This is a genomic window from Streptomyces sp. NPDC088766 (assembly GCF_044750845.1).
In the GTDB taxonomy this organism is placed as follows: Bacteria; Actinomycetota; Actinomycetes; order Streptomycetales; family Streptomycetaceae; genus Streptomyces.
On record NZ_JBIVKQ010000014.1, the window covers coordinates 179,995 to 206,163 of the forward strand.

A 26,169-nucleotide genomic window follows, 5' to 3' on the forward strand; every position below is an offset into this window, starting at 1 on the left:
CATGCGGCGCGGCCGCGAGGAGCGCGGCGAGGAGTCCGGCATCGAGCACCCGCTGCTCCTGGCCGCGCTGATGCGCCGCTAGGACGTCGTTCTTCCTGCCCTCCGGACGTCGGGATCGTCGTGATCGCGACACCGGGGGGCAGGCCCCGTAAGACAAGCGAAGACCTTAAGGAACCACAATGGCAGCTGAGTCCGGCGGACAATCGGAACGGGATCCCCTGGAGGCCTTCATCGACGAAGTCTTCGAGGAAATGGTGCGCGAGGCCGGAGTTCCGCACGGCGGCACCGGTGGCAGGTACGGGAAGGACCCGCTGACGGCGGCGCTGGTGGAGGCGGCCATGGCGTCGCTGTCGCAGCCCCAGCCCTCACCGGCCTCGGAACTGGAGCGGGTGCTGTTCGCGCAGTCCCTCGCGAAGGCGTTGGCCGAGTCCCTCGCCCCCGCCCTGGCCGAGTCACTGGCCTCGGAGATCATGAAGGTCCTGACCCACCACGCCGACGCGAAGAACGGCGGCAAGCACCAGCCCGTCGGTGCCACCGGCCGCGAGCGCCGCGGTTCGGGTGAGGGGAAGTCCTGAGCGGATCGCGGATTCGCGCCCGGAGGACGGCGACCGCCCGGCCGGTCCTCCGGATCCGCTCGGTGAAAGCGCCGTTGTCAGTGCCCGCCCTTACTGTCACGGCATGGCGACTCTTCCCAACCCGCTGCCCAGGCTGGCGTCCGATCCCAGCGGGCGTTCCCTCGGCCTCCAGCTCCCGCCGGGCCGGCTGATCGACACGACGAACCAAGGCGCCTGGCACGAGCCGCTGTTGTGGCACGCCGAGAAGGCCGCCGCGCCCGGCAACTGGACCGCGCTGGGCGGGCGGGCCGGGCGGGCCGGACTCCTGCCGGTGCTCATCGACGTGGGCGGCCGGGGCGGCCCGGAGAGGTGGGACCTGATACCCGCGAAGGTGTCCTATCCGGGCGACCACGACGCCGAGGACGTCCTGGCGGACTTCTGGGAGTGGGAGATGGCGGAGGAGGACGACGAGACCGCCGGGATGCTCGCGCCGTTCGGCCCCGACTGGCCCGGACCGGCCTCCTCCCCCTCCCTCACCATCGACCCGGCCACCTGCGCCGCCCACGTCGCCGACTCGCTGACCGACGGCACCCGTTCCTGGCCCGAGAAGCCGCGCCTGGCTCTCGTCCCGGCCCGCCGTTCCGCCGACATCCCGGCCGCCATCGGCTGGTCCGGCCCGCTCAACCACGAGAACGACGTGGCTCGTCTCTGCGCGGTCCTGCGGTCCTGGGAGGACCGCTTCGGCATACGCGTCGTCGCGCTCGGCTTCGATCTGCTCGCGGTCTCCGTGGCCGCGCCGCCCACCACGGCTCAGGAGGCGGAGGCGGTGGCCGCCGAGCACTTCGCGTTCTGCCCGGACAACATCACGCAGGGCCCGGGCAGTCTGCGCGAGTACGCGGAGGAGCTGATCGGCGAGCGCACCTGGTACTTCTGGTGGGACTGACCGTCCTCCCTACTCTCCCCCGATCCCCCGCCCCAGCCTGCGCAGCCCCTCCGCGATCTCCTGCGGGGTCTGCGTCACGAAGCACAGCCGGAGGGTGGAGCGGTCGGGTTCACCGGCGTGGAAGGGGGCGCCGGGGACGTAGGCCACGTCCTGGCGCACCACCGCCGGGAGCAGGGCCGTGGTGTCGTACGGCTCCGGCAGCCGGGCCCAGAGGAACATGCCGCCCTCGGGGCGGTTCCACACCGAGCCCTTCGGGAGGGCGTCCGGCAGACCCGCGAGCATGGCGTCCCGGCGCTCGCGGTACACGCCGGCCACCCTCGCCACGTGGGCGTCGAGATCGGAGACGGCCAGGTACCGTGCGGCGGCGAGCTGGTTGACGGTCGGGGTGTGCAGGTCGGCGGCCTGCTTGGCGACCGCGCAGGCCCGGCGCAGCTGTGCCGGCGCGCGCAGCCAGCCCAGCCGCAGACCGGGGGCCATGACCTTGGAGAAGGAGCCGAGCAGCACGGTCCGGTCGCGGGCGTCGGGGTGGGCGGCGATCCAGGGGACGGGCTCGCCGTCGTAGCGGAGTTCGCCGTAGGGGTCGTCCTCGACGATCCACAGGCCGTGCCGGGCGGCGACGGAGGCGAGGGCGGCGCGGCGCTCGGCGGGCAGGGTGCGGCCGGTGGGGTTCTGGAAGGTGGGGACGGTGTAGAGCAGCTTGGGGCGTTCGCGGACGGTCAGCTCCGCGAGGGCCTCGGGGTCGGGGCCGTCCGCGTCCCCGGGCACGGCGAGGACCCTGGCTCCCGCCAGGCCGAAGACCTGGAGGGCGGCCAGGTAGCAGGGCTCCTCGACGAGGACGGTGTCGCCGGCCTCGACGAGCGCGGTGGCGAGCAGCGACAGACCCTGCTGGGAGCCGGTGGTGACGAGCAGGTCGTCGGCGCCGGTCGGCAGCCCCCGCACGGACATGCGCTGCGCCAGCAGTTCCCGCAGGACGGGCTCGCCCTCGGTGGTGGCGTACTGCAGCGCCCGCCCCGGCGTCTCCTCCAGCACGTGGCGGAAGGCGGCGGCGACGCCCTCCCGGTCGAACAGTTCGGGCGCGGGGAGCCCGCCCGCGAAGTTGATCACCTCGGGCCGCGCGGTGACGGCGAGGATGTCCCGCACGGGCGACCCCCCGACGGCGCGGGCCCGCGCCGCGAGCGGCGGCACGGAAGCGACAGGGGTGGCGGCTGCGGCGGCAACGGTCATGAACGGCTCCTTCGGCTGCGGGCGCGGCGGTCACGCACGCTGTGTTCCTCGCACCCGCGCAGCCTAGGGAAATGACTGCCGTCTACACCCACTTTTTCACCATGCGGACGCCCCTGGTGGGACGGGCGGCGGAAGGCGGAAGGCGGCGGGCGGGTCCTACGGCGTCGGGGACGCCCCCGCCCGCTGCCACGCGGACCCGCCGAGCGGGAACTCGTACGCGGGCCGCCCGTTGTTGCCGCTCGTGCGGAACGGCCTGCCCTTGTCGTCGACGACCAGCGTGCCGTGCCGGGACCCGCTGGACCAGGACAGCTCCAGCGTCCAGCTGACGTCGTACGCGGAGGCGTCGGCGTCGATGTAGTAGACCTCGGGGTCGGACTCGCTGACCTTGAAGGGGAAGTCGGCGTGCCCGGCCTCCGGCACCAGCGCCGGACGCACGGCGTCGAGGGCCACGGTGAAGTAGTGGGTCGGCACGCCGCCCCCGCAGCCGACGCCCGGATAGCCCATGGCGTAGTCGTTCCAGGCGAGCGGCGTCCGCTTCTGGACCGTGCGGACCTTCAGCCCGTCGACGACCACCGTCTCGTCACCGGTACCCTGCACGGTCACCTGCACGAACTGCGACCCCGAGGACACGGCCCCGTGCGCGGCCACCCAGGCGGGCGCGTCCTGCTCGACGGGCGGCGGCGCGACCCGTCCCGGCTCACGGTCGATCAGGTAGTGCTGGTTGCAGGGGTCCAGCCAGGCGTTCGGGCGGACCTCCACCGTGAGCGGGGGAGCCGCGCTGCCGTCCTCGACGGCCGTGCCGGGCCGCCCGCCGCCGGAGGCCGAGGGGGACGGCGTCCGCGAAGAGGACGCGGAGACGGATACCGACGGGGACGCGGACGGCGAGGCGGAGACCGACCCGCTCCCGGACGGCGCCGCGCTCCCCGTCCCCTTCTCCTGCACGGACCGGGCGGCCCCGGCCTCCCGCGCACCCCCGGCGTCCTCGGCGCCACCGCCGGACAGCCGCATCCCGAGAACCACGGCTGTGGCCACGGCGACGACGGCGACCCCGGCCAGAACGGCCCGCCGCCCACGCCGGCCGGCGGACGGCCGCGGTACGCCGTCCCGCGCGAGGTCGGTGACGACGACGGCCGGCTCCGTCTCGGAGTCGGGGTCGGGGTCGTCCCCCACCGCCTCCACCGGGACCACGTCCGGCGCCACCACCGGCGCCGCGTCCGGCTCCCGCTCCGGCTCCACCGGCGGCTGCACCGCCGGCCCGCTCTCCTTCTTGCCCCGCCCCGCGTCCGCCAGCACCCACCGCCGGTGCAGCTCGACCAGCTCGGCCGGCGAGGCCTTGCACAGCCGGGCGAGCCGTTCGACGGGCGCGTAGTCCGTGGGGATGGCGTCCCCGTTGCAGTAGCGGTGCAGCGTCGACGTACTCATGTGAAGCCGTTTCGCGAGCGTGCCGTAGCTCAGCCCGGACCGGTCCTTCAGTTCTCGCAGCAGTTCCGCGAACTCGGCCGCAGCCACCGTTCGTCCACCCCTCGTGTCCCATCCCGGCGTTCCAGGGATGGTGTGTCTTCCCAGCTCAGACCCGTTGCGGGCGTTCCAGCGTCCCGGATCGTCCGCAGGTCGTGGCGGCCGGGACGGATCTCCCCACAAGCTGTGGCCATCCAAGCACGCCGCTCCCGGCACCCGGTCGAGCGGTGTACGCCAACCACCCTTTTCGGTAAGAGGAATTCACCATGCGCATCCGCCGCACCAGCCGCCTGCTCGTCCCCGCCGTCGCCGCGCTCGCCGCTCTCTCGCTCACGGCCTGCGAGAACGGAACGGGCACCGAGGACGAGGGCGCGTCCACCCCCGCGTCGTCGGTCACGGCGCAGCCCCGGGGGACCGACAAGCCGGCCACCGGCTCGGACAAGGGCACCGGCACCGGCACCGGATCGGGCACGGACACGGACACGGACACGGGATCCGGCTCCGGCTCCGGCTCCGGCTCGGCCGCGAAGCCGGCCGGCGGAACGTCCGCCAAGCCGGGCGCCGGCCCCGCCACGGACGACAAGGACCCGAACGCCCCCGAGAACCGCGTCCTGTGCAACGGCTCGAACACGAAGGTGACCGCCCAGCCGGTCCCGCGCCCCCTCAACCACATGCTGATCACGGTCACGAACACCGGCAGCAAGGTGTGCGACCTGACCTACTACCCGGTGCTCCGCTTCGACGAGATGCAGTGGGCGCCGACGGCGGCGGAGGCGACCAAGCCGCAGGCGGTCACGACCCTCTCACCCGGCGAGTCCGGTTACGCGGGCGTCCTGCTGTCGGCGGCCGACGGCAGCGGCGACGGCGGCACGACCGCCAGGAAGCTGACGGTCGCCTTCCAGGGCCGCACCCCGAACAGCGACGGCGGCGCCTCCGCGACGCCGCCGCTCCCGGCCAAGGGCGTCTACTACGACAGCTCGCTGACGGTGACGTACTGGCAGCAGAGCATGGACGACGCGCTCGCCTGGTAGGTCACTGGTTCACCGCAGGGTCCGGGCCACCTCGGTGGCCCAGTAGGTGAGGATGTTCTGCGCCCCCGCCCGCTTGATGCCGGTGAGCGCCTCCAGGATGGCCCGGTCGCGGTCGACCCAGCCCTTCTCGGCGGCGGCCTCGATCATCGAGTACTCGCCGGAGATCTGGTAGGCGGCGACGGGCACGTCCACCGCGTCGGCGACCCGCGCGAGGATGTCGAGGTAGGGCCCGGCCGGCTTGACCATCACCATGTCGGCGCCCTCCTCGAGGTCGAGGGCCAGCTCGCGCAGGGACTCACGCACATTGGCGGGGTCCTGCTGGTACGTCTTGCGGTCCCCCTGCAACGAGGAGCCGACGGCCTCCCGGAAGGGCCCGTAGAAGGCGGAGGAGTACTTGACGGTGTAGGCGAGGACGGCGACGTCCTCCCGCCCGATCTGGTCGAGGGCGTCACGGACGACCCCGATCTGCCCGTCCATCATGCCGCTGGGCCCCACGACATGGGCGCCCGCGTCGGCCTGGACCTGCGCCATCTCGGCGTACCGCTCGAGGGTGGCGTCGTTGTCGACACGGCCCTGCTCGTCGAGCACCCCGCAGTGCCCGTGGTCGGTGAACTCGTCGAGGCAGAGGTCGGACATCACCAGCAGGTCGTCCCCGACCTCGGCCCGCACGTCCCGCAGCGCGACCTGGAGAATGCCGTCCGGGTCGGTCCCCACCGTCCCGAGGGCGTCCTTCTTGGACTCCTCCGGCACCCCGAAGAGCATGATCCCGGAGATCCCGGCCTCCACGGCCTCCGCGGCGGCCTTCTTCAGGCTGTCGCGGGTGTGCTGCACGACTCCGGGCATCGCCCCGATCGGCACCGGCTCGCTCACGCCCTCCCGCACGAACGCGGGAAGGATGAAGTCGGCCGGGTGCAGCCGGGTCTCGGCGACCATGCGCCGCATGACGGGGGTGGTCCGCAGCCGCCGCGGACGCGAACCGGGAAAGGATCCGTACTTCGTCATGCGCTCTACGCTACGCCCGTCCCACCCGCGCCTTTGCCGACGCCGAGTCGGGCCCGCGACGGCCTCCCCCTCCCAGGTCACCCGTACCGGCCTGCCCGAGCCGTCCGGGGCGGGCGGGGGTCAAAATCCCTGCCAGACGGCCTTGGCGCCGGAATCGCCGATGCGGTAGACCTGCACGACCGCCCCGACTCCGACGACCATGGCCAGCACCGTGCCCACGACCAGGATCACGCGGGAGGAGGCGAGCGGGCCCGCCGCCCCGGACGCGCCACCCGACCCGGACACGTCACCCGACCCGGCCGGCAGGAAGCGGTGCAGGAGCCCGCGGTGCAGCAGCCACAGCAGCACCGCCAGCACGAAGATCGCCACGACCCAGGGCAGCAGCTCGTCGCCCATCTCCGTGTGACGTTCCACGGCGGCGGTCTCCGAGACCCGTTCCGCCAGCCATTCACCGGCGTCCGTCGCCAGCGGCACCGACACCAGGGCCGCCAGGGCCAGCAGCGGAAGCCCGACCCCGGCCCTGCGCATGACCGCGGGCCACGCCGCGCACACCACCAGCGCGAGCGCCGACAGGGGTACCAGCACTACCACGACGTGCACCCACAGCGGATGCGCCGGAACTCCGTTGATCGTCGTTGTTCCCATGCCGGCTCCGGACTAGGCGGTCAGATGTGGCCACCGTAGAAGCGCCCGGTGCCCATCGCGCGCCGGGTGAACTCCGGACGACCCCACCGGCACACCGGCCGGGCGCACCGCGGACCGGTAACAACGCCTGCGCGGAAGGCAGTCGACGGGCGAACGGCGGACGGCGGACGGGGGACGGGCCGGGATGACCGAGCGGGTGAACCGTCACCGCGGCGGTCGAGCCGATGGCCCATCCCCGCTCGTCGCCTCCTCCCGGAGGTGTTGAGCTGATTCCCGAGGGGGGGCAGCAGACGACCTACGACCGAGGAAGACCATGAAACGCTTCGCCACCCGGGCCGCACTGGTGTGCCTGTCCACCGCCGCTGCCGCCGCGGTGATCGCCTGCCCTGCGTCCGCCACCACGCCGTCCGTACCGCGCGGCGGCGCCTCCGACCCCGCCGCCGCGGCCGGACTCGACCCCCAGACCCTCGCCGACCTCGAGACCTCCATGCGCGGCGAGGCCTACGCCAACGCCTCGTACACCTTCTACGCCGCCCAGGCCGACCGCGAGAACCTCCCGGCCACCGCGCGGCTGTACCGCAAGACGGCTTCGGTGGAACTGAACGAGCACTTCCGCGAGGAGGCCGCCCTGGCCGGTGTGGTCGGCTCCGACGCGGACAACCTGCGCGCCGCCATCGCCGGCGAGACCTACGAGACGAACGTCATGTACCCCACGTTCGCCCGGCAGGCCGCGGCCGACGGCGACGACAACGCCGCCGAGCTGTTCACCGAGATCGCCAAGGACGAGGCCCAGCACCTCGCGAGGTTCCGCGCGGCACTGGAAGTCGTCGAGACCGGCCGCGGCCGCATCCCCGCCCCGCCGCCCGTCGACGCGGTCGAGGTCCCCGCCGGCGGCCCGGAGGTCCGCTCGGCACGCACCCTGGCAAACCTCGACACCGCCATGCACGGCGAGGCCCTCGCCCACGCCCGCTACACCCTCTACGCCGAGCACGCCGCCGCCGACAACCGCCCCGCCCTGGCCCGCCTGTTCCGGGGGACGGCCGGTATCGAACTGCGCGAGCACTTCGCCGGTGAGGCGAAGCTGTACGGCCTGGTCCGCACCACCCGGGAGAACCTGACCAAGACCATCGCCGGCGAACGCTACGAGGCCGAGGCCATGTACCCCACCTTCGCCCGCCGCGCCGAGGCCGTCGGCGACCAGAAGGCCGCCCGCCTGTTCCGCCACAACGCGTCCGACGAAGCCGGCCACGCCCGGGCCTTCCAGCGGATGCTCGACAACCCTCAGTGACACAGCCCGCCCCACGCCCACGCCCTGGACCGCCCCTCGTCCGGACACCGGCCGCCTCGGCGGCAAGCCGTACTCCAGCAGCGCCAAGGGCGCGTCGCTGACCTGCACCTTCACGGTCCGCTCCGCCGCCTGGACGGTCTCCCGCGCGGCCACCTCGGGCCAGGCGTACGTCCACCTCCCGCAGCCCGAAGGCGATGCGGTCCCGCCCTTCGGGGAAGCGGTCGGCGAGGCTGCGGATGTCTACGGGGGCGCCCTGCGGCAGCGACAGGAGGTGGACGGCCGGCCCTATCGCGGTCAGGGACAGCGCCCGGTGCTGGGCGAGGTGGTTGCCGATGATCGTGTAGTGGCTCGGCCGGTACGCACGTACGTGGGTGACACCGGAGCGGGTGGCGCTCGGCCGAACGCCCGGTGCCGGGCGTGGGGCAGGGATAGCCCTCGTCACAGCCATAAGGAACAGCTACAGCACGCCTGACGGTCCCGACTGCGTAGAAGTGGCCCCGGCTCCCGCCCGCATCCTGGTCCGCGACTCCGAGCACCCCCAGGGACCTAGGCTCACCCCGGCCCCCACCGCCTGGGCGGCCTTCCTGCCTTACGCGTCCGGCCACTGACGTCACGCACCACGCCCCGCCGTCTCCGCAAGAGACGACGGGGCGCAAGGTGCCGTCGAGGCCGGGGCGGCTACGTCGCCCGCCGCCGCCGCGCCCCCGGCCGCCGCTCGCTGGGCCGGCTGACCGGGTCCCCGGCCTCCCGCGCGGCGGCGCGGCGCCGCAGGCCGAACTCGGCCAGCGCCTCCGCGAGCTTGTGCACGGACGGCTCCGGAGCCATCACGTCCACCCGCAGCCCGTGCTCCTCGGCCGTCTTCGCGGTCGCCGGACCGATGCAGGCGATCACCGTCACGTTGTGCGGCTTGCCGGCGATGCCCACCAGGTTGCGCACCGTGGAGGACGACGTGAACAGCACGGCGTCGAACCCGCCGCCCTTGATCGCCTCACGGGTCTCGGCCGGCGGCGGCGAGGCCCGCACGGTCCGGTAGGCGGTGACGTCGTCGACCTCCCAGCCCAGCTCGATGAGCCCGGCGACGAGCGTCTCGGTGGCGATGTCGGCCCGCGGCAGGAACACCCGGTCGATCGGGTCGAAGACCGGGTCGTAGGGCGGCCAGTCCTCCAGCAGGCCCGCCGCGGACTGCTCACCGCTGGGCACCAGGTCCGGCTTCACACCGAAGGCGACCAGCGCCCTGGCCGTCTGCTCCCCCACCGCCGCGACCTTGATCCCGGCGAAGGCGCGGGCGTCGAGCCCGTACTCCTCGAACTTCTCCCGCACCGCCTTGACCGCGTTCACCGAGGTGAAGGCGATCCACTCGTACCGCCCGGTCACCAGCCCCTTGACGGCCCGCTCCATCTGCTGGGGCGTGCGCGGCGGCTCGACGGCGATGGTCGGCACCTCGTGCGGCACGGCGCCGTAGGAGCGCAGCTGGTCGGAGAGCGACGCCGCCTGCTCCTTGGTGCGCGGCACGAGCACCTTCCAGCCGAACAGCGGCTTGGACTCGAACCAGGCGAGCTGGTCGCGCTGGGCGGGGGCGGAACGCTCACCGACCACGGCTATGACCGGCCTGCCGCCCTCGGGCGAGGGCAGCACCTTCGCCTGCTTCAGCGTCTGCGCGATGGTGCCGAGCGTGGCGCTCCAGGTCCGCTGCCGGGTCGTCGTACCGGCGACGGTGACGGTCATCGGGGTGTCGGGCTTGCGCCCGGCCGCGACGAGCTCCCCGGCGGCGGCCGCCACGGAGTCCAGCGTCGTGGACACCACGACGGTCCCGTCGGACACGCCGACCTCGGTCCAGCACCGGTCGGAAGCGGTCCGCGCGTCGACGAACCGGACGTCCGCGCCCTGCGCGTCGCGCAGCGGCACACCGGCGTACGCGGGCACGCCGACGGCGGCCGCGATACCGGGGACGACCTCGAAGGGAACACCGGCCGCCGCGCAGGCGAGCATTTCCTCGGCCGCGTACGTATCAAGTCCCGGGTCCCCGGACACCGCACGGACGACCCGCCTGCCGCCCCGCGCGGCCTCCATGACAAGATGTGCGGCATCCCGCACGGCGGGGCTCCCAACGCTTGTTGACGTGGCGTCAACGAGCGTCGGGTGCGGTGCGCCCGTGCCCGGAAGAGAGCCCGAGGACGGGCCGGCTTCCGCGTGCACGACGGTGACGCCGGGTCGGGCGTGCGTGCGCACGACGTCGAGCACCTCGTGCTCGGCGACGAGGACGTCCGCGTGGGCCAGCGCCTCCACGGCGCGCAGAGTCAGCAGTCCCGGATCCCCGGGTCCGGCACCCAGGAAGGTGACGTGCCCATGTTCCGGAGCGGCGGGAAGAGTGGTGGGGCTCACTGTGCTCGCTCCCCCATCAGACCGGCCGCGCCCTGGGCGAGCATCTCGGCGGCGAGTTCGCGGCCGAGCGCCATTGCCCGGTCGTACGTCTCGGGCACGGGACCGGTGGTGGACAGCTGCACCGTGCGGGAACCGTCGGTGGTGCCGACGACGCCCCGCAGGCGCATTTCCTTGACAATCTGCCCGTCGGCCAGGAGGCCGGCCAGCGCGCCCACGGGGGCGCTGCAACCGGCTTCCAGGGCGGCGAGCAGTGACCGTTCGGCGGTCACGGCGGCCCGGGTGAAGGGGTCGTCGAGTTCGCCGAGCGCGGCGATCAGGTCCGCGTTGCCCGCGGCACACTCGATCGCCAGTGCTCCCTGGCCGGGAGCGGGCAGGACCGTGTCGACCGACAGGAAGTCGGTCACCTCGTCGCTGCGGCCCATGCGGTTCAGCCCGGCCGCGGCCAGCACGACCGCGTCCAGTGCGCCGTCGCGCACGTACCCGATCCGGGTGTCGACGTTCCCCCGGATCGGCACGGTCTCGATGTCCAGCCCGTGGCTGCGCGCGTACGCGTTCAGCTGCGCCGTGCGGCGCGGCGAGCCCGTACCGATGCGCGCCCCGCGCGGCAGGTCGGTGAACTTCAGCGCGTCCCGGGCGACGATGACGTCACGCGGGTCCTCGCGTTCCGGTATCGCGGCCAGGACCAGGTCCTCGGGCTGCCCGGTCGGGAGGTCCTTCAGCGAGTGAACCGCGAAGTCGACCTCACCCCGCGTCAGCGCGTCCCGCAGCGCGGTGACGAACACGCCCGTGCCGCCGATCTGCGCGAGGTGCTCACGGGAGGTGTCGCCGTACGTGGTGATCTCGACGAGTTCCACGGGCCGGCCGGTCACCTGGCTCACGGCGTCCGCCACCTGCCCCGACTGGGCCATGGCGAGCTTGCTGCGCCTGGTCCCCAGCCTCAGTGCGTTCGTACTCATGCCGCTCATGCCGGCCCTCGGTTCTCTGCGTTCTTCTCGGTGCTGTCCTCGGCGCGCGAGACGGAGGCCACCGTCTCCTGGTCGAGGTCGAACAGGGTCCGCAGCGCGTCCGCGTACCCGGCGCCGCCGGGTTCGGCCGCGAGCTGCTTGACCCGTACGGTCGGCGCGTGCAGCAGCTTGTCGACGACGCGCCGCACGGTCTGGGTGATCTCCGCACGGTGTTTGTCGTCCAGGCCGGGCAGCCGGCCGTCGAGCCGGGCGATCTCACCGGCGACGACGTCGGCGGCCATGGCGCGCAGGGCGACCACGGTCGGGGTGATGTGCGCGGCGCGCTGCGCGGCGCCGAACGCGGCGACCTCGTCGGAGACGATCCGCCGCACCTGGTCGACGTCGGCGGCCATCGGCGCGTCCGCGGAGGCCTCGGCGAGCGACTCGATGTCCACCAGCCGCACCCCGGCGAGCCGGTGCGCGGCCGCGTCGACGTCCCGCGGCATCGCCAGGTCCAGCAGGAACAGCACCGGCTCGGGCCGTACCGGCACGGGGGCGGGCTCGGGCCTGCGGCGCTCGGGGATGCGGCCGACGGTGGCGGCGGTCGCGGCCAGCGCGGTGATCAGCTCGGCGTCGGCCTCGGGGCGGCGCGCGGCCTCCCGGCGGTCGACGGCCTGGCCGGCCGCCCAGGCGGCGTGCTGTTCCAGCGTGGCCGCGTCCATGCCGGCCACGGCGGCCTCCCCCATCAGGGAGAAGCCGGGCTGCACGGCGGAGAGGTCCAGCGGACAGCCCTCGTCGGTTCCGACGGAGGTCGGCGGCAGCGGGCGTATGTCCGCGTGCTCGGGCCGGCCGCCGGCAAAGGCGAGGGCGGCGGGCGTTCCGGTGCGGCCCTCGACGGAGGCCGCGACCGCTTCCGCCGTGAGGACGAGTCCGGTCGCGCCGGTGCAGGAGACGGCGACGTCGGCGCGTGCCAGTTCCGCCGGTACCGACTCCATGGGCACGGCCCGGGAGACGATGACCGGCTCGCCGTTCTCGGCGAGGATCTGCGCGAGGCGCTCGGCGCGGTCGAAGGTGCGGTTGGCGACGACGATCTCGGCGACGCCGGCGCGCGCGAGCGTCGCGGCGGCCAGGGAGGACATGGAGCCGGCGCCGATGACCAGGGCGCGCTTGCCCCGCGCCCACGCGGTGACGTCCCCGCCCGCCGCCAGCTGCTCCAGGCCGAAGGTGACCAGGGACTGCCCGGCGCGGTCGATGCCGGTCTCGGAGTGGGCCCGCTTGCCGACCCGCAGGGCCTGCTGGAACAGGTCGTTCAGCAGCCGTCCGGCGGTGTGCAGCTCCTGGGCGCGGGCCAGGGAGTCCTTGATCTGGCCGAGGATCTGCCCCTCGCCGACGACCATCGAGTCCAGTCCGCAGGCCACCGAGAACAGGTGGTGGACGGCGCGGTCCTCGTAGTGCACGTAGAGGTAGGGGGTGAGCTCCTCCAGGCCGACGCCGCTGTGCTGGGCGAGCAGTGTGGACAGCTCGGCGACACCGGCGTGGAACTTGTCCACGTCGGCGTAGAGCTCTATGCGGTTGCAGGTGGCGAGCACCCCGGCCTCGGTGGCCGGTTCGGCCGCGACGGTGTCCTGCAGCAGCTTGGCCTGGGCGTCCGCGGAGAGCGCGGCCCGTTCCAGGACGCTCACGGGGGCGCTGCGGTGGCTCAGTCCGACGACGAGGAGACTCATGCCGGCATCACGGCGGGTACGTCCCCGTCGGGTCCCTGGTCGGTGGCGTCCGCGCGGCGCACGGCGGGGGCGGGGACGGCGCCGTCGTGCGCCGCGGCCTCCTCACCGGCCTTGCGCTGCTCGTGGAAGGCGAGGATCTGCAGCTCGATGGAGAGATCGACCTTGCGTACGTCGACGCCGTCCGGGACGGACAGCACGGTCGGCGCGAAGTTCAGGATGGAGGTGACGCCGGCGGCGACGAGACGCTCGCACACCTGCTGGGCGACGCCCGGCGGGGTGGTGATGACCCCGATGGAGACGCCGTTGTCGGAGATGATCTTCTCCAGGTCGTCGCTGTGCTGGACCGGGATCCCGGCGACCTGCCGGCCGGTCATCTCGGGGTCGGCGTCGATGAGCGCCGCGACCCGGAAACCCCGGGAGGCGAACCCGCCGTAGTTGGCCAGCGCCGCGCCGAGGTTGCCGATGCCGACGATCACAACCGGCCAGTCCTGGGTCAGGCCCAGTTCGCGGGAGATCTGGTAGACGAGATACTCGACGTCGTAGCCGACGCCCCGGGTCCCGTAGGAGCCCAGGTAGGAGAAGTCCTTGCGCAGCTTCGCGGAGTTGACCCCCGCCGCGGCCGCGAGTTCCTCGGAGGAGACCGTGGGAACCGAGCGCTCCGACAGTGCGGTCAGCGCGCGGAGGTACAGCGGAAGCCGGGCGACGGTGGCCTCGGGAATCCCTCGGCTACGGGTCGCCGGTCGGTGAGTTCGGCCAGTTGCCACGGTGCTCCTGCGGGTAGAGCGGGGCTGTAGGCGGTCACACGTCCCCAGACCGCCCCGTCGAATGCAGGCTATGTCTTTGTGAACGCGTGCACAAAGATGGTGTCCGATTTGCCCGGCCAACGTGACCGGGGTCACGCGCCCCCGGCGCCTTCGCGGGGAACCGGCGCAGACCCGCGCGCGTTCCTTGATTATCGGGGGCAAAACCGCACACTCTCCTCACGAATCCCGCCCCCGAGATCTGGTCACCATCGATCCTAAGCGACTTTTCACCACACTTGGACTGCCCGGTCAGTTGCCTGTGAGTTCCGCGCGCAGCCGTTCCTCGTTCACGCGCCAGAAGGTGTGCTGCCGCCCGTCCACGAGCACCACCGGGACCTGCTCCCAGTACTGCTCGTGCAGCCGCGGATCCTCGGTGATGTCCCGCTTCTCCCACGGCACGCCGAGATCACCGCACACCTTCTCGATCACCTCCTGCGCGTCGTCGCACAGATGACATCCGGGCTTGCCGATCAACGTCACGAGCCGGTCCTGCGGAGCGGGGCCCTTGCGGCGGAAGAGGGGACTCATGTCAGCCATTCTCCCGCGCGCCCCGCACGGGCGGCCGGACACCTTCCTTAACGACACGGCCGCGGAGTGTTCACACCCTCCGAACCTCGTGACCGACGGAACCACCGGGCGGACTGGCTATGCTCACGCCATGGCCGCTCTTGGATGGCTCACCCCCCGTAGGCGCTCCGCCACGGCGCGGAGCGTGTTGGCAGGCGAGGCCTCGGCGGAGGCCGCCCGCAAGGACGTCTCCGCGCAGGAACCGCAGTTCCCCGTACAGGGCGACGACCTGGCCGCCGCGTTCTTCGACCTCGACAACACGGTGATGCAGGGCGCCGCCCTCTTCCACTTCGGCCGGGGCCTGTACAAACGGAAGTTCTTCGAGACCCGCGAACTGGCCCGGTTCGCCTGGCAGCAGGCGTGGTTCCGGCTGGCCGGCGTCGAGGACCCGGAACACATGCAGGAGGCCCGCGACTCGGCCCTGTCGATCGTCAAGGGCCACCGGGTGGCCGAGCTGCAGTCGATCGGCGAGGAGATCTACGACGAGTACATGGCCGAGCGGATCTGGCCCGGCACCCGGGCCCTCGCCCAGGCCCACCTGGACGCGGGCCAGCGGGTGTGGCTGGTCACCGCGGCCCCCGTGGAGATCGCCCAGGTGATCGCCCGCCGCCTCGGCCTCACCGGCGCCCTCGGCACGGTCGCCGAGTCCGTCGACGGCATCTACACGGGCAAGCTGGTCGGCGAACCGCTGCACGGCCCCGCGAAGGCCGAGGCGGTCCGCGCCCTGGCCGCGGCGGAGGGCCTGGACCTCTCCCGCTGCGCCGCCTACAGCGACTCCCACAACGACATCCCGATGCTCTCCCTCGTCGGCCACCCCTACGCCATCAACCCCGACGCCAAGCTCCGCAGGCACGCCCGCGAACTCGACTGGCGGCTGCGCGACTACCGCACGGGCCGCAAGGCGGCGAAGGTCGGCATCCCGGCGGCGGCGGGCGTGGGCGCGGTGGCGGGCGGCACCGCGGCGGCCATCGCACTGCACCGCCGGCGCCGTTAGCCGACAGCCGACAGCCGACAGCCGACAGCCGACAGCCGACAGCCGACGGTACGACCGTCCAACTGCGGTCACGGTGCTCACCCGGACGGGCAGCCGCAGCGAAACACGGCCAATCCCGCCGTCGTACCCCCGCACGTCCCCGGCCAGTCCTGTTGTCTGCGCACCGCCACAACACGCCCCCGTCCGACCGGAAATGCGAATCTTTCCGGTCAACAAGCGTTCACCCTGCGCAACCTGAATGGGCGTCAATAGGCTACGGAAGCGACGTAACCGGTGAATTGAGCAACTGGGTGTAGCAGGGCCTATACGAAGCGTTATTCTCCTCAGACGCATTCCGGTACCCCTCCGTCGCTACGACGGGTGAAAGGTTCCGCACTGCACGTGATGGAAGCTCTGCCTCTGGGAGTCCCGTGTACCCACACGTCGGGGTTGACGCCTCGGGCCTGGCTACGCTGCGCGCAACGGTCGCTACGGTCCAGGACCTGCTGCGCGGCTTCGTCCCCACCGCGTACGCCGTCCCCGCCTTCGCCGCCGCCGCGCCCGTGGGCCCGTGCTACGCACTGGCCGACGGTCTTGAGCAGGTGCCGGCGCGCGGCGCCGTCGCCGAAGGGCGGCGGTCGGGCGACGGACGGGTGGCCGGCAGACGCGGACGCGCGACCGGCGCGACCACCGCCCGCCGACCGGCCGCCGACAGCGACAGCGCCCGCATGATGGACCTCGTCGAGCGGGCCCAGGCCGGCGAGGCCGACGCGTTCGGGCGGCTCTACGACCAGTACAGCGACACGGTGTACCGGTACATCTACTACCGCGTGGGCAGCAAGGCGACCGCCGAGGACCTGACCAGCGAGACCTTTCTGCGCGCCCTGCGCCGGATCGGCACCTTCACCTGGCAGGGCCGCGACTTCGGCGCCTGGCTCGTCACCATCGCCCGCAACCTCGTCGCCGACCACTTCAAGTCCAGCCGCTTCCGGCTGGAGGTCACCACCGGCGAGATGCTCGACGCCAACGAGGTCGCGCGCTCCCCGGAGGACTCCGTCCTCGAGTCCCTCTCCAACGCCGCCCTGCTGGACGCCGTACGACGGCTCAACCCGCAGCAGCAGGAGTGCGTGACCCTGCGCTTCCTCCAGGGCCTCTCCGTCGCCGAGACCGCACGGGTCATGGGCAAGAACGAAGGTGCCATCAAGACCCTGCAGTACCGGGCCGTCCGCACGCTCGCGCGTCTCCTGCCGGACGACACCCGCTGACCCGGCACCGGCCCCGCCCGTTCCCGCCACGCCCCCGCCCACGCCCCCGCCCCCGCCTACTGTCGGCTACCTCAACTCACGTTCGGTGAAAGTCCGTTGACTTCCCCATCCGATCATCCGTCGTCCGTAACCCAAGTGCCGCGCCAGTCGTTGTGCGGGATACAGGCTCCCTGTGGTCACGTCCTGGCCGGCCTCGATCACTCGTTCGCACGGAAGCGGTCGAGGACGTGCAACCCTCAGGACCCCCGAGGAGTCGACCGTCATGACGAGAGGAGGTGCCGCCAGTGATCGCGAACGTATCGGCGCACCGGCGGGCGAACGCCTTCGCCCAGGCCCTGGAGGAGCAGTCCGACCGGGGCACGGCGGCCGAGCAGACCGAAGGACCACCGCCGGCCCCGGCAGCCGCGGACCAGACCGAGCAAGGCCGGATCCTGGCCCTCGCGACGAGTCTCGCCGAGCTGCCGAGACCGGAGATGGACCCCGAGGTCAAGGTCGTCCAGCGGGCGCAGTTGGTCGCCGCGATGGAGGCCATGCTTCAGGCGGGCACCATGGGCGAGGCGGCGGACCGTTCGGTGCCGGAACAACGCGCCGTCCGGGCGCGGGGTGCCCACAGGGCGACACCGCTGGGCAAGTTCCGTCCGCGGACACGGCTCGCCAAGGGCCTCACCGCGGGCGGCCTGAGCGTCGGAGTGGCCGCCGGCGCCTTCGGCGGGGTCGCGGCCGCGAGTTCCGACGCCCTCCCCGGTGACTCGCTCTACGGCCTGAAGCGCGGCATAGAGGATTTCAAGCTCAACTACCTCGCCGAGGGCGAGAGCGAGCGCGGCCAGGCCTATCTCGACCAGGCCTCCACCCGGCTCAGCGAAGCCCGCCGGCTCATGGAGCGCGGGCGCGGCGGCGCCCAGCTCGACCACGAGTCCGTCGGCGAGGTCCGCCGTGCCCTGTCCGGCATGCGCTACGACGCCTCCGAGGGCCATCGCCTGCTCCACGAGGCGTACGAGCGCGACCCGGACTCCCTCGGCCCCATCCAGGCCCTGTCCACCTTCTCGCGCTCGCACCGAGAGGTCTGGGGCGCCCTGCGCGACCGGCTCCCCGTCCAGCTCGGGGACGTCAGCCGGCAGGTGTCGTCGGTGTTCGACGCCATAGACGAAGAGGTCGCCCCGCTGCGCTCCCTGCTGCCCCAGCCCCCGGCCCCGGGCGGCGCCCAGGACAGCGGACGGGGCACCGGTCCGACGTCCCCCGGCCCGTCGGGCACCGGCCGCTCGACCACGCCCAGCGCGGGCGGCGGCTCCCCGGCCACCGGCAGCCCCGACAGCGGCGGACCCAGCAAGTCGGCCGACCCCGGCGAGGACGGCCTCCTCGGCGGCAACACGGGCGGCCTGCTCGACCCGCCGCAGGACACCAGCACCTCGTCCCCGACCACGACCCCGACCACCGAGCCGGACGTCACGCTGCCACCCCTCCTCCCCGGCCTCCTGCCGGGCCTGGGCATCGACAGCGAGGACGCGGGCTAGCGGCCTCCGCACGGACTCGTACGGCGGTGGGGGCGACCTTCTCGGGAAGGCCGCCCCCACCGCCGTAGGCATCTACGCACCCGGCTCAGAAGAACACCGAAGGCTCAGAAGAACACCGACCGCCGCTGCACCAACAGCTTGGCCCCTCCGTCTGCTGCACTCGCACCGCTCCGCAGGCTTCGCACAGCTGCGCCGGACTCCGCCCGGCGACCGCAGCCACCCGTCCCCACAGACCCTTCACCTCAGCGGAACAGCACTCAGAAGAACACCGACCGCCGCTGCACCAACAGCTTGTAGAGCGTGTGCTGGATCTGTTCCCGGACCTGGTCCGTCAGGTTGAACATCAGCATCGGGTCCTCGGCCGCCTCCGGCGGATAGCCGTCCGTGGGGATCGGCTCGCCGAACTGGATCGTCCACTTCGTGGGCAGCGGAATCGCGCCGAGCGGGCCGAGCCAGGGGAACGTCGGGGTGAGCGGGAAGTACGGGAAGCCGAGCACGCGGGCGAGCGTCCTGGCGTTGCCGATCATGGGGTAGATCTCCTCGGCCCCCACGACCGAGCAGGGGATGATCGGGGCGCCCTGCCGCAGCGCCGTCGACACGAAGCCGCCCCGGCCGAACCGCTGGAGCTTGTAGCGCTCGCTGAAGGGCTTCCCGATGCCCTTGAAGCCCTCCGGCATCACCCCGACCAGCTCGCCCTGCGCCAGGAGCCGTTCGGCGTCCTCCGAGCACGCCAGGGTGTGCCCGAGCTTGCGGGCCAGCTCGTTGACGACCGGCAGGACGAACACCAGGTCGGCGGCGAGCAGCCGCAGGTGACGGCCGGCGGGGTGCTGGTCGTGGACGGCGACCTGCATCATCAGCCCGTCCAGGGGCAGTGTCCCGGAGTGGTTGGCGACGATCAGCGCACCGCCGTCCGCCGGGATGTTCTCGATGCCCTTCACCTCCACCCGGAAGTACTTCTCGTACACCGGGCGCAGCAGGGACATCAGGACCTGGTCGGTCAGCTCCTGGTCGTAGCCGAAGTCGTCGACGTCGTAGTCACCGGTCAGCCGGCGGCGCAGGAAGGACAGCCCGCCGGCGATCCGCCGCTCCAGGCCGCCGCCGTCGCCGTCCGGCCGCAGTGACTGTTCCTCACCGGTCACGGGAACATCATCCTGCGGAACCGCCCTGGTGGGCAGGGGCTGGACCGCACCGGCCTCAGCGGCCTCACCGATCTCACGGACCGGCGCCGGTTCGCCGGTCCCGCGCCGGTTCCCCGCGCCCCGGCGCCGGGACGGCCGCTGCACGGCACCCCCGCGGGACCGGTCGTCGTCGAACGGAATGACCTTGGCGTCCGCCATCGTTGATGCGCTCCTCAGTTGGCGCTCTGCGTCGGGGGGTGGCCGCCGCCCGCGTGGGGCAGCGCGGCGATCCGGTCGACGACCCCGGCAAGGGCCTCGGGGGGCAGGAGCCCCGGCCCCTGGCTGTGTGCGAAGTCCGCGAAGGTCTCCGCGGTGGTGTACCTCGGCGTGTATCCCAGCGTCTCGCGCATCTGGTCGGTCGCCACGACCCTGCCGTGCGTGAGCAGCCGGATCTGCTCGGGCGAGAAGTCCGTCATGCCCAGCGTACGCACCAGGGTGCCCGCCCAGGTGACGGCCGGCAGCAGGAGCGGGACGGTGGGCCTGCCGAGCCGCCGCGAGCACTGCGACAGCAGCAGCACGCCGTCGCCGGCGATGTTGAAGGTGCCGCTGTTGAGCGTCCCCCGCCGAGGTTCGTGCGAGCCGAGCCGCAGCACCTCGATCACGTCGTCCTCGTGGACGAACTGCAGGCGCGGGTCGTAGCCGAACACGGTCGGCAGGACCGGCAGCGAGAAGTACGAGGCGAGCGGGGTCTCCGCGGTCGGGCCGAGGATGTTGGCGAACCGCAGCACGCACACGGCGACGTCGGGCCGCCGCCGGGCGAATCCGCGGACGTACCCCTCGACCTCCACGGTGTCCTTGGCGAACCCGCCGCTGGGCAGCGACTTGGCCGCGGTGGTCTCGGTGAACACGGCGGGATCGCGGGGCGCGGAGCCGTACACGTTGGTGCTGGACTTCACGACGAGCCGCTTCACGTTCGGCGACTTCTGGCAGGCGCCGAGCAGCTGCATCGTCCCGATGACGTTGGTCTCCTTGACCGTGGTCCGGCTGCCGCTGCCGAGCGCGGTGGCCGTCACGTCCAGGTGTACGACCGTGTCGGCGCCGGTCTCGGCGAGGACCCGCGCGACGGTGGGCTGCCGGATGTCGGCCTGGATGAAGTCCGCGCCGCCGAGATGGTGTTCGGGCCGCACGGCGTCCACCGCGATCACCCGGTCCACGTCCGGGTCACGCTGGATCCGTCGTACGAACCGGCCCCCCAGCTGACGGGCCACCCCGGTCACCAGCACGACCTTGCCCAAGATCAGCGCCTTCCTTCCGCACTAGGTCCGGTCCTACCCTGCCGCATCGCCCACCTTGCCGGGTTCCCCGCCGCGGGCCAACTTAGCGGGTCGGTGTTGCGCTGTGATGACCACCCGATGCGCCAGGTGACGGCACCGGCCGGTCGTACGACCGGATCGGCCACGTTCGCGTCCGGGCACACGCACGGGGTTCAGCCAGTCGCACGGGAAGCCGACATGCGTGTGGCCCCCCGGCCGGTAACCGGCTGGGGGGCCACACCACGCTTTCGCGGCTCGCGTCGAGCGAACTTACTTCTTGTTACGACGCTGAACGCGCGTGCGCTTGAGCAGCTTGCGGTGCTTCTTCTTGGCCATCCGCTTGCGCCGCTTCTTGATAACAGAGCCCACGACTACCCTCGCTCACTTCTCATCACTCGGTGCTGGGCGCCATGGGCCCATACGACCTACGAGGGGCTAGCCTACCCGCCCGAGCGCTGAGGTCGTAATCGAGGCGGCGGAGGGACCCCGGAGTGCCCTGTGATGCGGATCCCCCCGCCCTGCCGTCAGCCGGTTTCCACCCCCACGTAGCTCTCGCGGAGGTACTCGTGAACCGCCTGCTCCGGGACACGGAAGGACCTTCCGACCCGGATGGCGGGCAGATGACCGCTGTGCACCAGCCGGTACACGGTCATCTTCGACACTCGCATCACCGAGGCGACTTCCGCCACGGTAAGGAACTGAACCTCGTTCAGAGGCCTCTCGCCAGCTGCAGCCATGACACACCTGAACCTTCCGCACTCGACTCGACGGCCACCGGCTTCCCCTTCCGGTGACTCTTCGTCGCTGCGTGCTCACTCCCCAATGTAGGGGCGGGTGATGCGAGTGGGGAAGAGGTGCACCCATCGGCGGCCTACTGTGACAGACATGCCCGATTGAGTACGTAGTGGGTGAGCGGCAGGTAGGAGCCGGCGCGCACGCCGTCATCAAGCGGAACGGCGACGGACACGGTCCCCTCGGCCTGCCCGACGAAGAGCGCGGGATCGTCGGTGTCCGCCGGCCCGATCGCCTCGAACCCCAGCTGACCTGCTCCGCAGACCCAGCCGTGGTCCCCGATCACCAGATCCGGCAGCGGCCCGCCGGCCTCCGCGGCCGCCGCCAGCGCCAGTCGAACCGGGAGGGGTGAGTGCGTGTGCACGCCGGTCGCACCACCGGGGCGCTCGGACCCGGGTTCCCGCACCAACCCGACACCGCGTACGTAGGCGAGGTGGTGCGTACGTAGACCGAACCGGGTCGTTATGTCGACACAGCGACCCTGCGCCGGGGTGAGAACAACACATCCCGCCGCCGACAGGGCGTCTGCGATCCCTGCGTAGAACCCGAGCAGCCGGTGCGGATGACCGGTCCCGAGCAGCACGGCCCCACCACGTTGGGCGACCACGGCGAGCCGCTCGGCGAACGCGTCCAACGCGAGAAGCGTCAGCTCGGGATCGATCACATCATGCCCTGAAACGTGCTCCGGATCGGCCGAAACCCCACACTTCTCCGCCATGAGCGAGATCAACTCCCGCTCCGACCAGACCCCTTCGGGGTCGATCCCGATCAACACCCGAGGATCCCGGGCCGCGAACGCCCGATACCGCCGAAGGCTCCCCTCACGCTCGGTCCCCACCACCCCCGCCAGCCCCACCCGAACCAGATATTCCGCCATACCAGCCCGACTCAACACCCTGAAATCCTCCCGAACACCCCCCTCCCCCGTCCCCGACCCCCCCCCCGAAGCCCCCACGGTCGGCGTAAGACCGTCCCCCCATGGCAGGAAAACCGAGCGCGGGGCAGAGCCGGATCCTCTGACGGCGGCTCGGGGCAGAACCCCGACGAAGGTGCGGAGCCCCGACGAAGGTGCGGGGACCGGTCGCACCACCGGGGCCCTCGGGCCGGCACTCCACAAGGCACTCGGCTCAGTCCCCCCACAAGGGCACTGGGACCGGAACCCTCACAGGGGCCCTCGGGCCGGAACCCCCGCAAGGGCACTGGGGCCACCGCCCCTGGCCGGTCCAGGAGCGAGCCCCTCGTCGGTGCTCGGGACGGGGTCCCTGACGGAGTACCGGGGCAGGAGCCCCCACAGGACACAGGACCGGGCCCCTCACAGGGGCGCGGAGGCCGGAGTCCCCGCCGGGGTCCAGGGGCCGGAGTCCCCGCCGGGGCCGAAGGGGCGGAGCCCCCGGGGACGGAAACGGACAAGGGCGGCGGGGGCGACCCCCTCGCCCTCGCCGCCCCCTACGCCAGCAACCCCCGCAACGGAAACGCCGCCCGCCGAGTCGCCAGCACCGCCTGGTCCAAGCGGTCCGCGGGGTCGTACCCCGCCTCCCAGTCCCCCCAGGACAGCGGCCACCGCCCATCAGTCATCCGCACCGGCCCCAACTGCCGCGTACGGGCGAACACCTCCCGCCGCCACCCCTCGGGAATCACCGTCTCCGGCACCACGGGCCGCCCCGCCGCGATCCCCACCAGATGCGTCCACGACCGCGGCACCACCTCCACCACCGCGTAACCACCGCCCCCCAAGGCGACCCACTTCCCCCCGGCGTACTCGTGGGCCAGCTCATGACAGGCGATCTGCACGGCCCGCTGCGCATCCAACGACACCGCCAGATGAGCCAGCGGATCCTCGAAATGCGTATCCGCCCCGTGCTGGGTGACCAGCACATCCGGCCGGAAATCAGCGACCAGCTCCGGCACCACGGCGTGAAACGCCCGCAGCCACCCCGCATCCCCCGTCCCCGCCGGCAGAGCCACGTTCACCGCGGCCCCCTCCCCGTCCCCCGCCCCGGTCTCCTCCGGCCACCCGGTCTGCGGGAACAGGGTCCGGGGATGCTCGTGCAGCGAGATCGTCAGCACCCGCGGGTCCTCCCAGAAGGCCGCCTGCACGCCGTCCCCGTGATGCACGTCGACATCCACGTACGCGACCCGCCGGGCTCCCAGCTCCAGCAACCGCGCGATGGCCAACGACGCGTCGTTGTAGACGCAGAACCCCGCCGCGCCCCCGGGCATCGCATGATGCAACCCGCCCGTGAAGTTCACCGCGTGCAGCGCGTCCCCCCGCCACACCGCCTCCGCCGCCCCCACGGACAGCCCGGCGATCAACGAGGACACCTCGTGCATCCCGGCGAAGGCCGGATCGTCCACCGTGCCGAGCCCGTACGACACGTCCGCCGCCCGCGGATCGACGGAGGCGGCCTTCACGGCCTGGATGTAGTCCTCCCGGTGGACGAGCCGCAGCGTCGAGTCACCCGCCGGCTTGGCGGAGACGATCTCCACCTCCCGGTCGAGCCCCAGGGCGTCGACCAGTCGCCGGGTCAGGGCCAGCCGTACCGGATCCATCGGGTGGTCCGGACCGAAGTCATACCCCGTTACTGCCTCGTCCCACATCAGGTGTGCGCGGCCGCTCATGCCCGCCACCGTATCGGTCGGGTTGAGGCGTGAACGACCTGGCGTACCCGAACGTCACCAGCACCAACACCATCGGCACAGCCATCGCTCCCCGGTAGCTCCACGCGTCCCCCAGCGCCCCGACCAGCGGCGAACCGATCAGGAAGCCGACGTAGTTGAAGACGTTGAGCCGAGCGACGGCCGCGTCCGAGGCTCCCGGGAACAGCCTCCCCGCCGCCGCGAACGTCTGCGGCACCAGCACGCACAGCCCCAGTCCCACCAGCGTGAACCCGCCCGTCCCGGCCCAGGCCCCCGGCGCGACGGCCACCACCGCGAACCCCGCCGCCGCCACCGACGCCCCCACCCGTACGACCGCGACGGCCCCGTACAGCCGCACCCCGAGGTCTCCGACGGCCCGCCCGAACAGCGTGGTGACCATGTAGAGGTTGTACGGGACGGTCGCCAGCTGTTCGGAACTCCCGAGGACGTCCTGGAGGTACTTCGCACTCCAGTTGGAGACGGTCGAGTCCCCGATGTACGCGAAGGTCATCACCAGGCACAACGGCAACAGCGCCTTGAAGACGACACCCTCGCTCCGCTCCGCCCCGTCCGCCGCGGGGACGGCCTCACGTCCGCCGCCGTCCGCGTCGACGTACCACCGGCTCCCCACCAGCACGGCAGGCAGCAGCACCAGCACCACCGGCAGGTACGACACCCACAGCGCGAGGTGCCAGTGTGCCCCGGCCCACGCCAGTGAGGCCCCCAGGATGCCGCCGAGGCTGTACACCGCGTGGAAGCCGAGCATGATGCTCCGCCCGTACTCGCGTTGGAGGCTCACCCCGAGCATGTTCATCGAGGCGTCCAGCGCTCCCACGGCGAGCCCGAACAGCGCGAGCGCGACACCCAGCTCGGCCATCCGCTCCCCGGCCCCCACCCCGAGCAGCGCGAGCAGCACGACCGGCTGGGACCAGCGCAGCAGCCGGCTGGGCGGTATCCGCTTCACGAGCCGCTCGGTGGCCACGCTCCCCGCCCCGGCCAGGACCGGTACGGCGGCGAGGAAGACGGGCAGCAGCGCGTCGGAGACCCCGTACCGGTCCTGGACGGCCGGGATCCGGGTCACGAGCAGCGCGAAGGCGACGCCCTGGGCGAAGAAGCCGAACGCCAACGAGGCCCTACCGCGCCGCAGCACTTCTGTCATGGCGGCGAGCGTAGGGCCCCGGCGTACTCGTGGGTAGATCCAGCCAAAGATGAGTTCTTATCAGCTTTGCCGCAGGGCTCACCTCAGCAGGTCGGCCAACTCCCCCATGTCGGCGAAGAGTCCGGTGGCACCGGCGAGCTTCGCGGCCGGTGTCATCGCGGTGAACCCGTACACGTCCATCCCGGCCGCCACGGCCGCCCGCACCCCGAGCGGGCTGTCCTCGACGACCACGCATCTCTCCGGCGTCACCCCCATCCGCTCGGCCGCGTAGAGGAAGAGGTCCGGCGCCGGCTTCCCCTTGCCCACGTCCTGCGCACTGAAGATCCGTGCGTCCTCGAACCACCGGTCCAGCCCGGTCGTCCGGTGCCCCACCCGTATCCGCTCGTGGCTCCCGGAGGAGGCGACACAGTACGGCATCCCGTCCGCGGAGAGCTTCTCCAGCACGTCGGTCACCCCGGCCACGGGCCGCAACTCCCGCTCGAACGCGGCGAACACCCGGGCGTGAAAGACATCGTCGAAGTCCGCCGGCAACCGTTCCCCGGTCCGCTCCAGAACCAGGTCGTGGATCCGGTGCATGGCGGACCCCATGTAGTCCCGGACGGAGTCCTCGTACGAGGTCGGGTGCCCGAGTTCCGTGAGGTAGGCGGCCAGCAGCCGGTTGGAGATCGACTCACTGTCGACGAGCACACCGTCATTGTCGAAGACGACCAGGTCGTAGCGCATGAATCGATCCTAGAACGCGAAAAGTCCCGTGAACGCAGGAGACCCCCGTGCCATCGGCACGGGGGTCTCCCGGAATGATTGTTCGGCGGCGTCCTACTCTCCCACAGGGTCCC

General features: G+C 72.3%; 25 protein-coding genes. 8 read left to right on the forward strand and 17 right to left on the reverse strand.

What is annotated here, in order from left to right; genetic code table 11:
* Positions 1–179 precede the first annotated feature (179 nt).
* The gene (locus ACIP5W_RS21120) at positions 180–575 is read left to right on the forward strand and encodes a hypothetical protein (RefSeq protein WP_401475487.1); all 396 of its coding nucleotides are present in this window, start codon (positions 180–182) and stop codon (positions 573–575) included.
* A 103-nt stretch (positions 576–678) separates the two neighbouring features.
* Positions 679–1,497 (forward strand): DUF4253 domain-containing protein, encoded by an 819-nt coding sequence (locus ACIP5W_RS21125; RefSeq protein ID WP_401475489.1) that lies wholly within the window; start codon positions 679–681, stop codon positions 1,495–1,497.
* 9 nt (positions 1,498–1,506) lie between these two features.
* Here ACIP5W_RS21125 and ACIP5W_RS21130 read toward each other — a convergent pair whose 3' ends face one another.
* The gene (locus tag ACIP5W_RS21130) at positions 1,507–2,721 is read right to left on the reverse strand and encodes a PLP-dependent aminotransferase family protein (RefSeq protein WP_401475492.1); all 1,215 of its coding nucleotides are present in this window, start codon (positions 2,719–2,721) and stop codon (positions 1,507–1,509) included.
* Positions 2,722–2,877: 156 nt separating this feature from the next.
* Positions 2,878–4,230 (reverse strand): helix-turn-helix domain-containing protein, encoded by a 1,353-nt coding sequence (locus ACIP5W_RS21135; RefSeq protein ID WP_401475495.1) that lies wholly within the window; start codon positions 4,228–4,230, stop codon positions 2,878–2,880.
* A gap of 215 nt (positions 4,231–4,445) precedes the next feature.
* On the opposite strand from ACIP5W_RS21135, the gene ACIP5W_RS21140 reads away from it, so the two are divergent.
* Positions 4,446–5,210 (forward strand): DUF4232 domain-containing protein, encoded by a 765-nt coding sequence (locus ACIP5W_RS21140; RefSeq protein ID WP_401475498.1) that lies wholly within the window; start codon positions 4,446–4,448, stop codon positions 5,208–5,210.
* Positions 5,211–5,219: 9 nt separating this feature from the next.
* Here ACIP5W_RS21140 and hemB read toward each other — a convergent pair whose 3' ends face one another.
* Positions 5,220–6,212, reverse strand: a complete 993-nt coding sequence (gene hemB / locus ACIP5W_RS21145; protein WP_401475501.1) for a porphobilinogen synthase — start codon at positions 6,210–6,212, stop codon at positions 5,220–5,222.
* Between the two features lie 120 nt (positions 6,213–6,332).
* Complete coding sequence (locus tag ACIP5W_RS21150) at positions 6,333–6,857, reverse strand: hypothetical protein (protein WP_401475504.1); 525 nt, start codon at positions 6,855–6,857, stop codon at positions 6,333–6,335.
* A gap of 313 nt (positions 6,858–7,170) precedes the next feature.
* Here ACIP5W_RS21150 and ACIP5W_RS21155 point away from each other — a divergent pair, with 313 nt between their 5' ends.
* Positions 7,171–8,145, forward strand: coding sequence for a rubrerythrin family protein (locus ACIP5W_RS21155; RefSeq protein WP_401475507.1), 975 nt, complete (start codon positions 7,171–7,173; stop codon positions 8,143–8,145).
* A gap of 428 nt (positions 8,146–8,573) precedes the next feature.
* On the forward strand, positions 8,574–8,753 hold the full coding sequence (locus tag ACIP5W_RS21160) for a DUF397 domain-containing protein (RefSeq protein ID WP_401475596.1): 180 nt from the start codon (positions 8,574–8,576) through the stop codon (positions 8,751–8,753).
* A gap of 70 nt (positions 8,754–8,823) precedes the next feature.
* Here the strand turns inward: ACIP5W_RS21160 and ACIP5W_RS21165 are convergent, their stop codons facing one another.
* The 5 genes from ACIP5W_RS21165 to ACIP5W_RS21185 all read right to left on the reverse strand — a co-directional run bounded on the left by ACIP5W_RS21165 (position 8,824) and on the right by ACIP5W_RS21185 (position 14,526).
* Positions 8,824–10,527, reverse strand: a complete 1,704-nt coding sequence (locus ACIP5W_RS21165) for a uroporphyrinogen-III synthase (protein ID WP_401475510.1) — start codon at positions 10,525–10,527, stop codon at positions 8,824–8,826.
* On the reverse strand, positions 10,524–11,483 hold the full coding sequence (gene hemC, locus ACIP5W_RS21170) for a hydroxymethylbilane synthase (protein ID WP_401475513.1): 960 nt from the start codon (positions 11,481–11,483) through the stop codon (positions 10,524–10,526). The genes ACIP5W_RS21165 and hemC overlap by 4 nt, the downstream gene beginning before the upstream one ends.
* A 5-nt stretch (positions 11,484–11,488) precedes the next feature.
* The gene (locus ACIP5W_RS21175; protein ID WP_401475516.1) at positions 11,489–13,195 is read right to left on the reverse strand and encodes a glutamyl-tRNA reductase; all 1,707 of its coding nucleotides are present in this window, start codon (positions 13,193–13,195) and stop codon (positions 11,489–11,491) included.
* Positions 13,192–13,959 (reverse strand): redox-sensing transcriptional repressor Rex, encoded by a 768-nt coding sequence (locus ACIP5W_RS21180; RefSeq protein WP_401475519.1) that lies wholly within the window; start codon positions 13,957–13,959, stop codon positions 13,192–13,194. Before ACIP5W_RS21180 ends, ACIP5W_RS21175 begins: the two co-directional genes overlap by 4 nt.
* Before the next feature lie 288 nt (positions 13,960–14,247).
* The gene (locus tag ACIP5W_RS21185) at positions 14,248–14,526 is read right to left on the reverse strand and encodes a glutaredoxin family protein (RefSeq protein ID WP_401475522.1); all 279 of its coding nucleotides are present in this window, start codon (positions 14,524–14,526) and stop codon (positions 14,248–14,250) included.
* A 130-nt stretch (positions 14,527–14,656) separates the two neighbouring features.
* Here ACIP5W_RS21185 and ACIP5W_RS21190 point away from each other — a divergent pair, with 130 nt between their 5' ends.
* From ACIP5W_RS21190 to ACIP5W_RS21200, 3 genes are all read left to right on the forward strand, one after another.
* Complete coding sequence (locus tag ACIP5W_RS21190; protein ID WP_401475525.1) at positions 14,657–15,559, forward strand: HAD family hydrolase; 903 nt, start codon at positions 14,657–14,659, stop codon at positions 15,557–15,559.
* 410 nt (positions 15,560–15,969) lie between these two features.
* Positions 15,970–16,803, forward strand: coding sequence for an ECF subfamily RNA polymerase sigma factor, BldN family (locus ACIP5W_RS21195; RefSeq protein WP_401475528.1), 834 nt, complete (start codon positions 15,970–15,972; stop codon positions 16,801–16,803).
* A 284-nt stretch (positions 16,804–17,087) separates the two neighbouring features.
* Complete coding sequence (locus ACIP5W_RS21200; RefSeq protein ID WP_401475531.1) at positions 17,088–18,314, forward strand: DUF5667 domain-containing protein; 1,227 nt, start codon at positions 17,088–17,090, stop codon at positions 18,312–18,314.
* 257 nt (positions 18,315–18,571) lie between these two features.
* On the opposite strand, the gene ACIP5W_RS21205 is transcribed toward ACIP5W_RS21200, so the two are convergent.
* From ACIP5W_RS21205 to ACIP5W_RS21240, 8 genes are all read right to left on the reverse strand, one after another.
* A complete protein-coding gene (locus ACIP5W_RS21205) occupies positions 18,572–19,651 on the reverse strand; it encodes a lysophospholipid acyltransferase family protein (RefSeq protein WP_401475534.1) in 1,080 nt (359 codons plus the stop codon).
* Positions 19,652–19,665: 14 nt separating this feature from the next.
* On the reverse strand, positions 19,666–20,727 hold the full coding sequence (locus ACIP5W_RS21210) for an NAD-dependent epimerase/dehydratase family protein (protein ID WP_401475537.1): 1,062 nt from the start codon (positions 20,725–20,727) through the stop codon (positions 19,666–19,668).
* 288 nt (positions 20,728–21,015) lie between these two features.
* Positions 21,016–21,114 (reverse strand): 30S ribosomal protein bS22, encoded by a 99-nt coding sequence (locus tag ACIP5W_RS21215; RefSeq protein WP_003948845.1) that lies wholly within the window; start codon positions 21,112–21,114, stop codon positions 21,016–21,018.
* 155 nt (positions 21,115–21,269) lie between these two features.
* Positions 21,270–21,482, reverse strand: coding sequence for a helix-turn-helix domain-containing protein (locus ACIP5W_RS21220; RefSeq protein WP_381219358.1), 213 nt, complete (start codon positions 21,480–21,482; stop codon positions 21,270–21,272).
* A gap of 134 nt (positions 21,483–21,616) precedes the next feature.
* On the reverse strand, positions 21,617–22,414 hold the full coding sequence (locus ACIP5W_RS21225) for a phosphatase (protein ID WP_401475540.1): 798 nt from the start codon (positions 22,412–22,414) through the stop codon (positions 21,617–21,619).
* A 569-nt stretch (positions 22,415–22,983) separates the two neighbouring features.
* The gene (locus tag ACIP5W_RS21230; protein WP_401475543.1) at positions 22,984–24,156 is read right to left on the reverse strand and encodes an acetoin utilization protein AcuC; all 1,173 of its coding nucleotides are present in this window, start codon (positions 24,154–24,156) and stop codon (positions 22,984–22,986) included.
* On the reverse strand, positions 24,107–25,333 hold the full coding sequence (locus ACIP5W_RS21235) for an MFS transporter (protein WP_401475546.1): 1,227 nt from the start codon (positions 25,331–25,333) through the stop codon (positions 24,107–24,109). The genes ACIP5W_RS21230 and ACIP5W_RS21235 overlap by 50 nt, the downstream gene beginning before the upstream one ends.
* A 78-nt stretch (positions 25,334–25,411) precedes the next feature.
* Entirely contained in the window at positions 25,412–26,056 is a 645-nt protein-coding gene (locus ACIP5W_RS21240) for an HAD family hydrolase (protein WP_401475549.1), read from the reverse strand.
* Between the last annotated feature and the right edge of the window lie 113 nt (positions 26,057–26,169).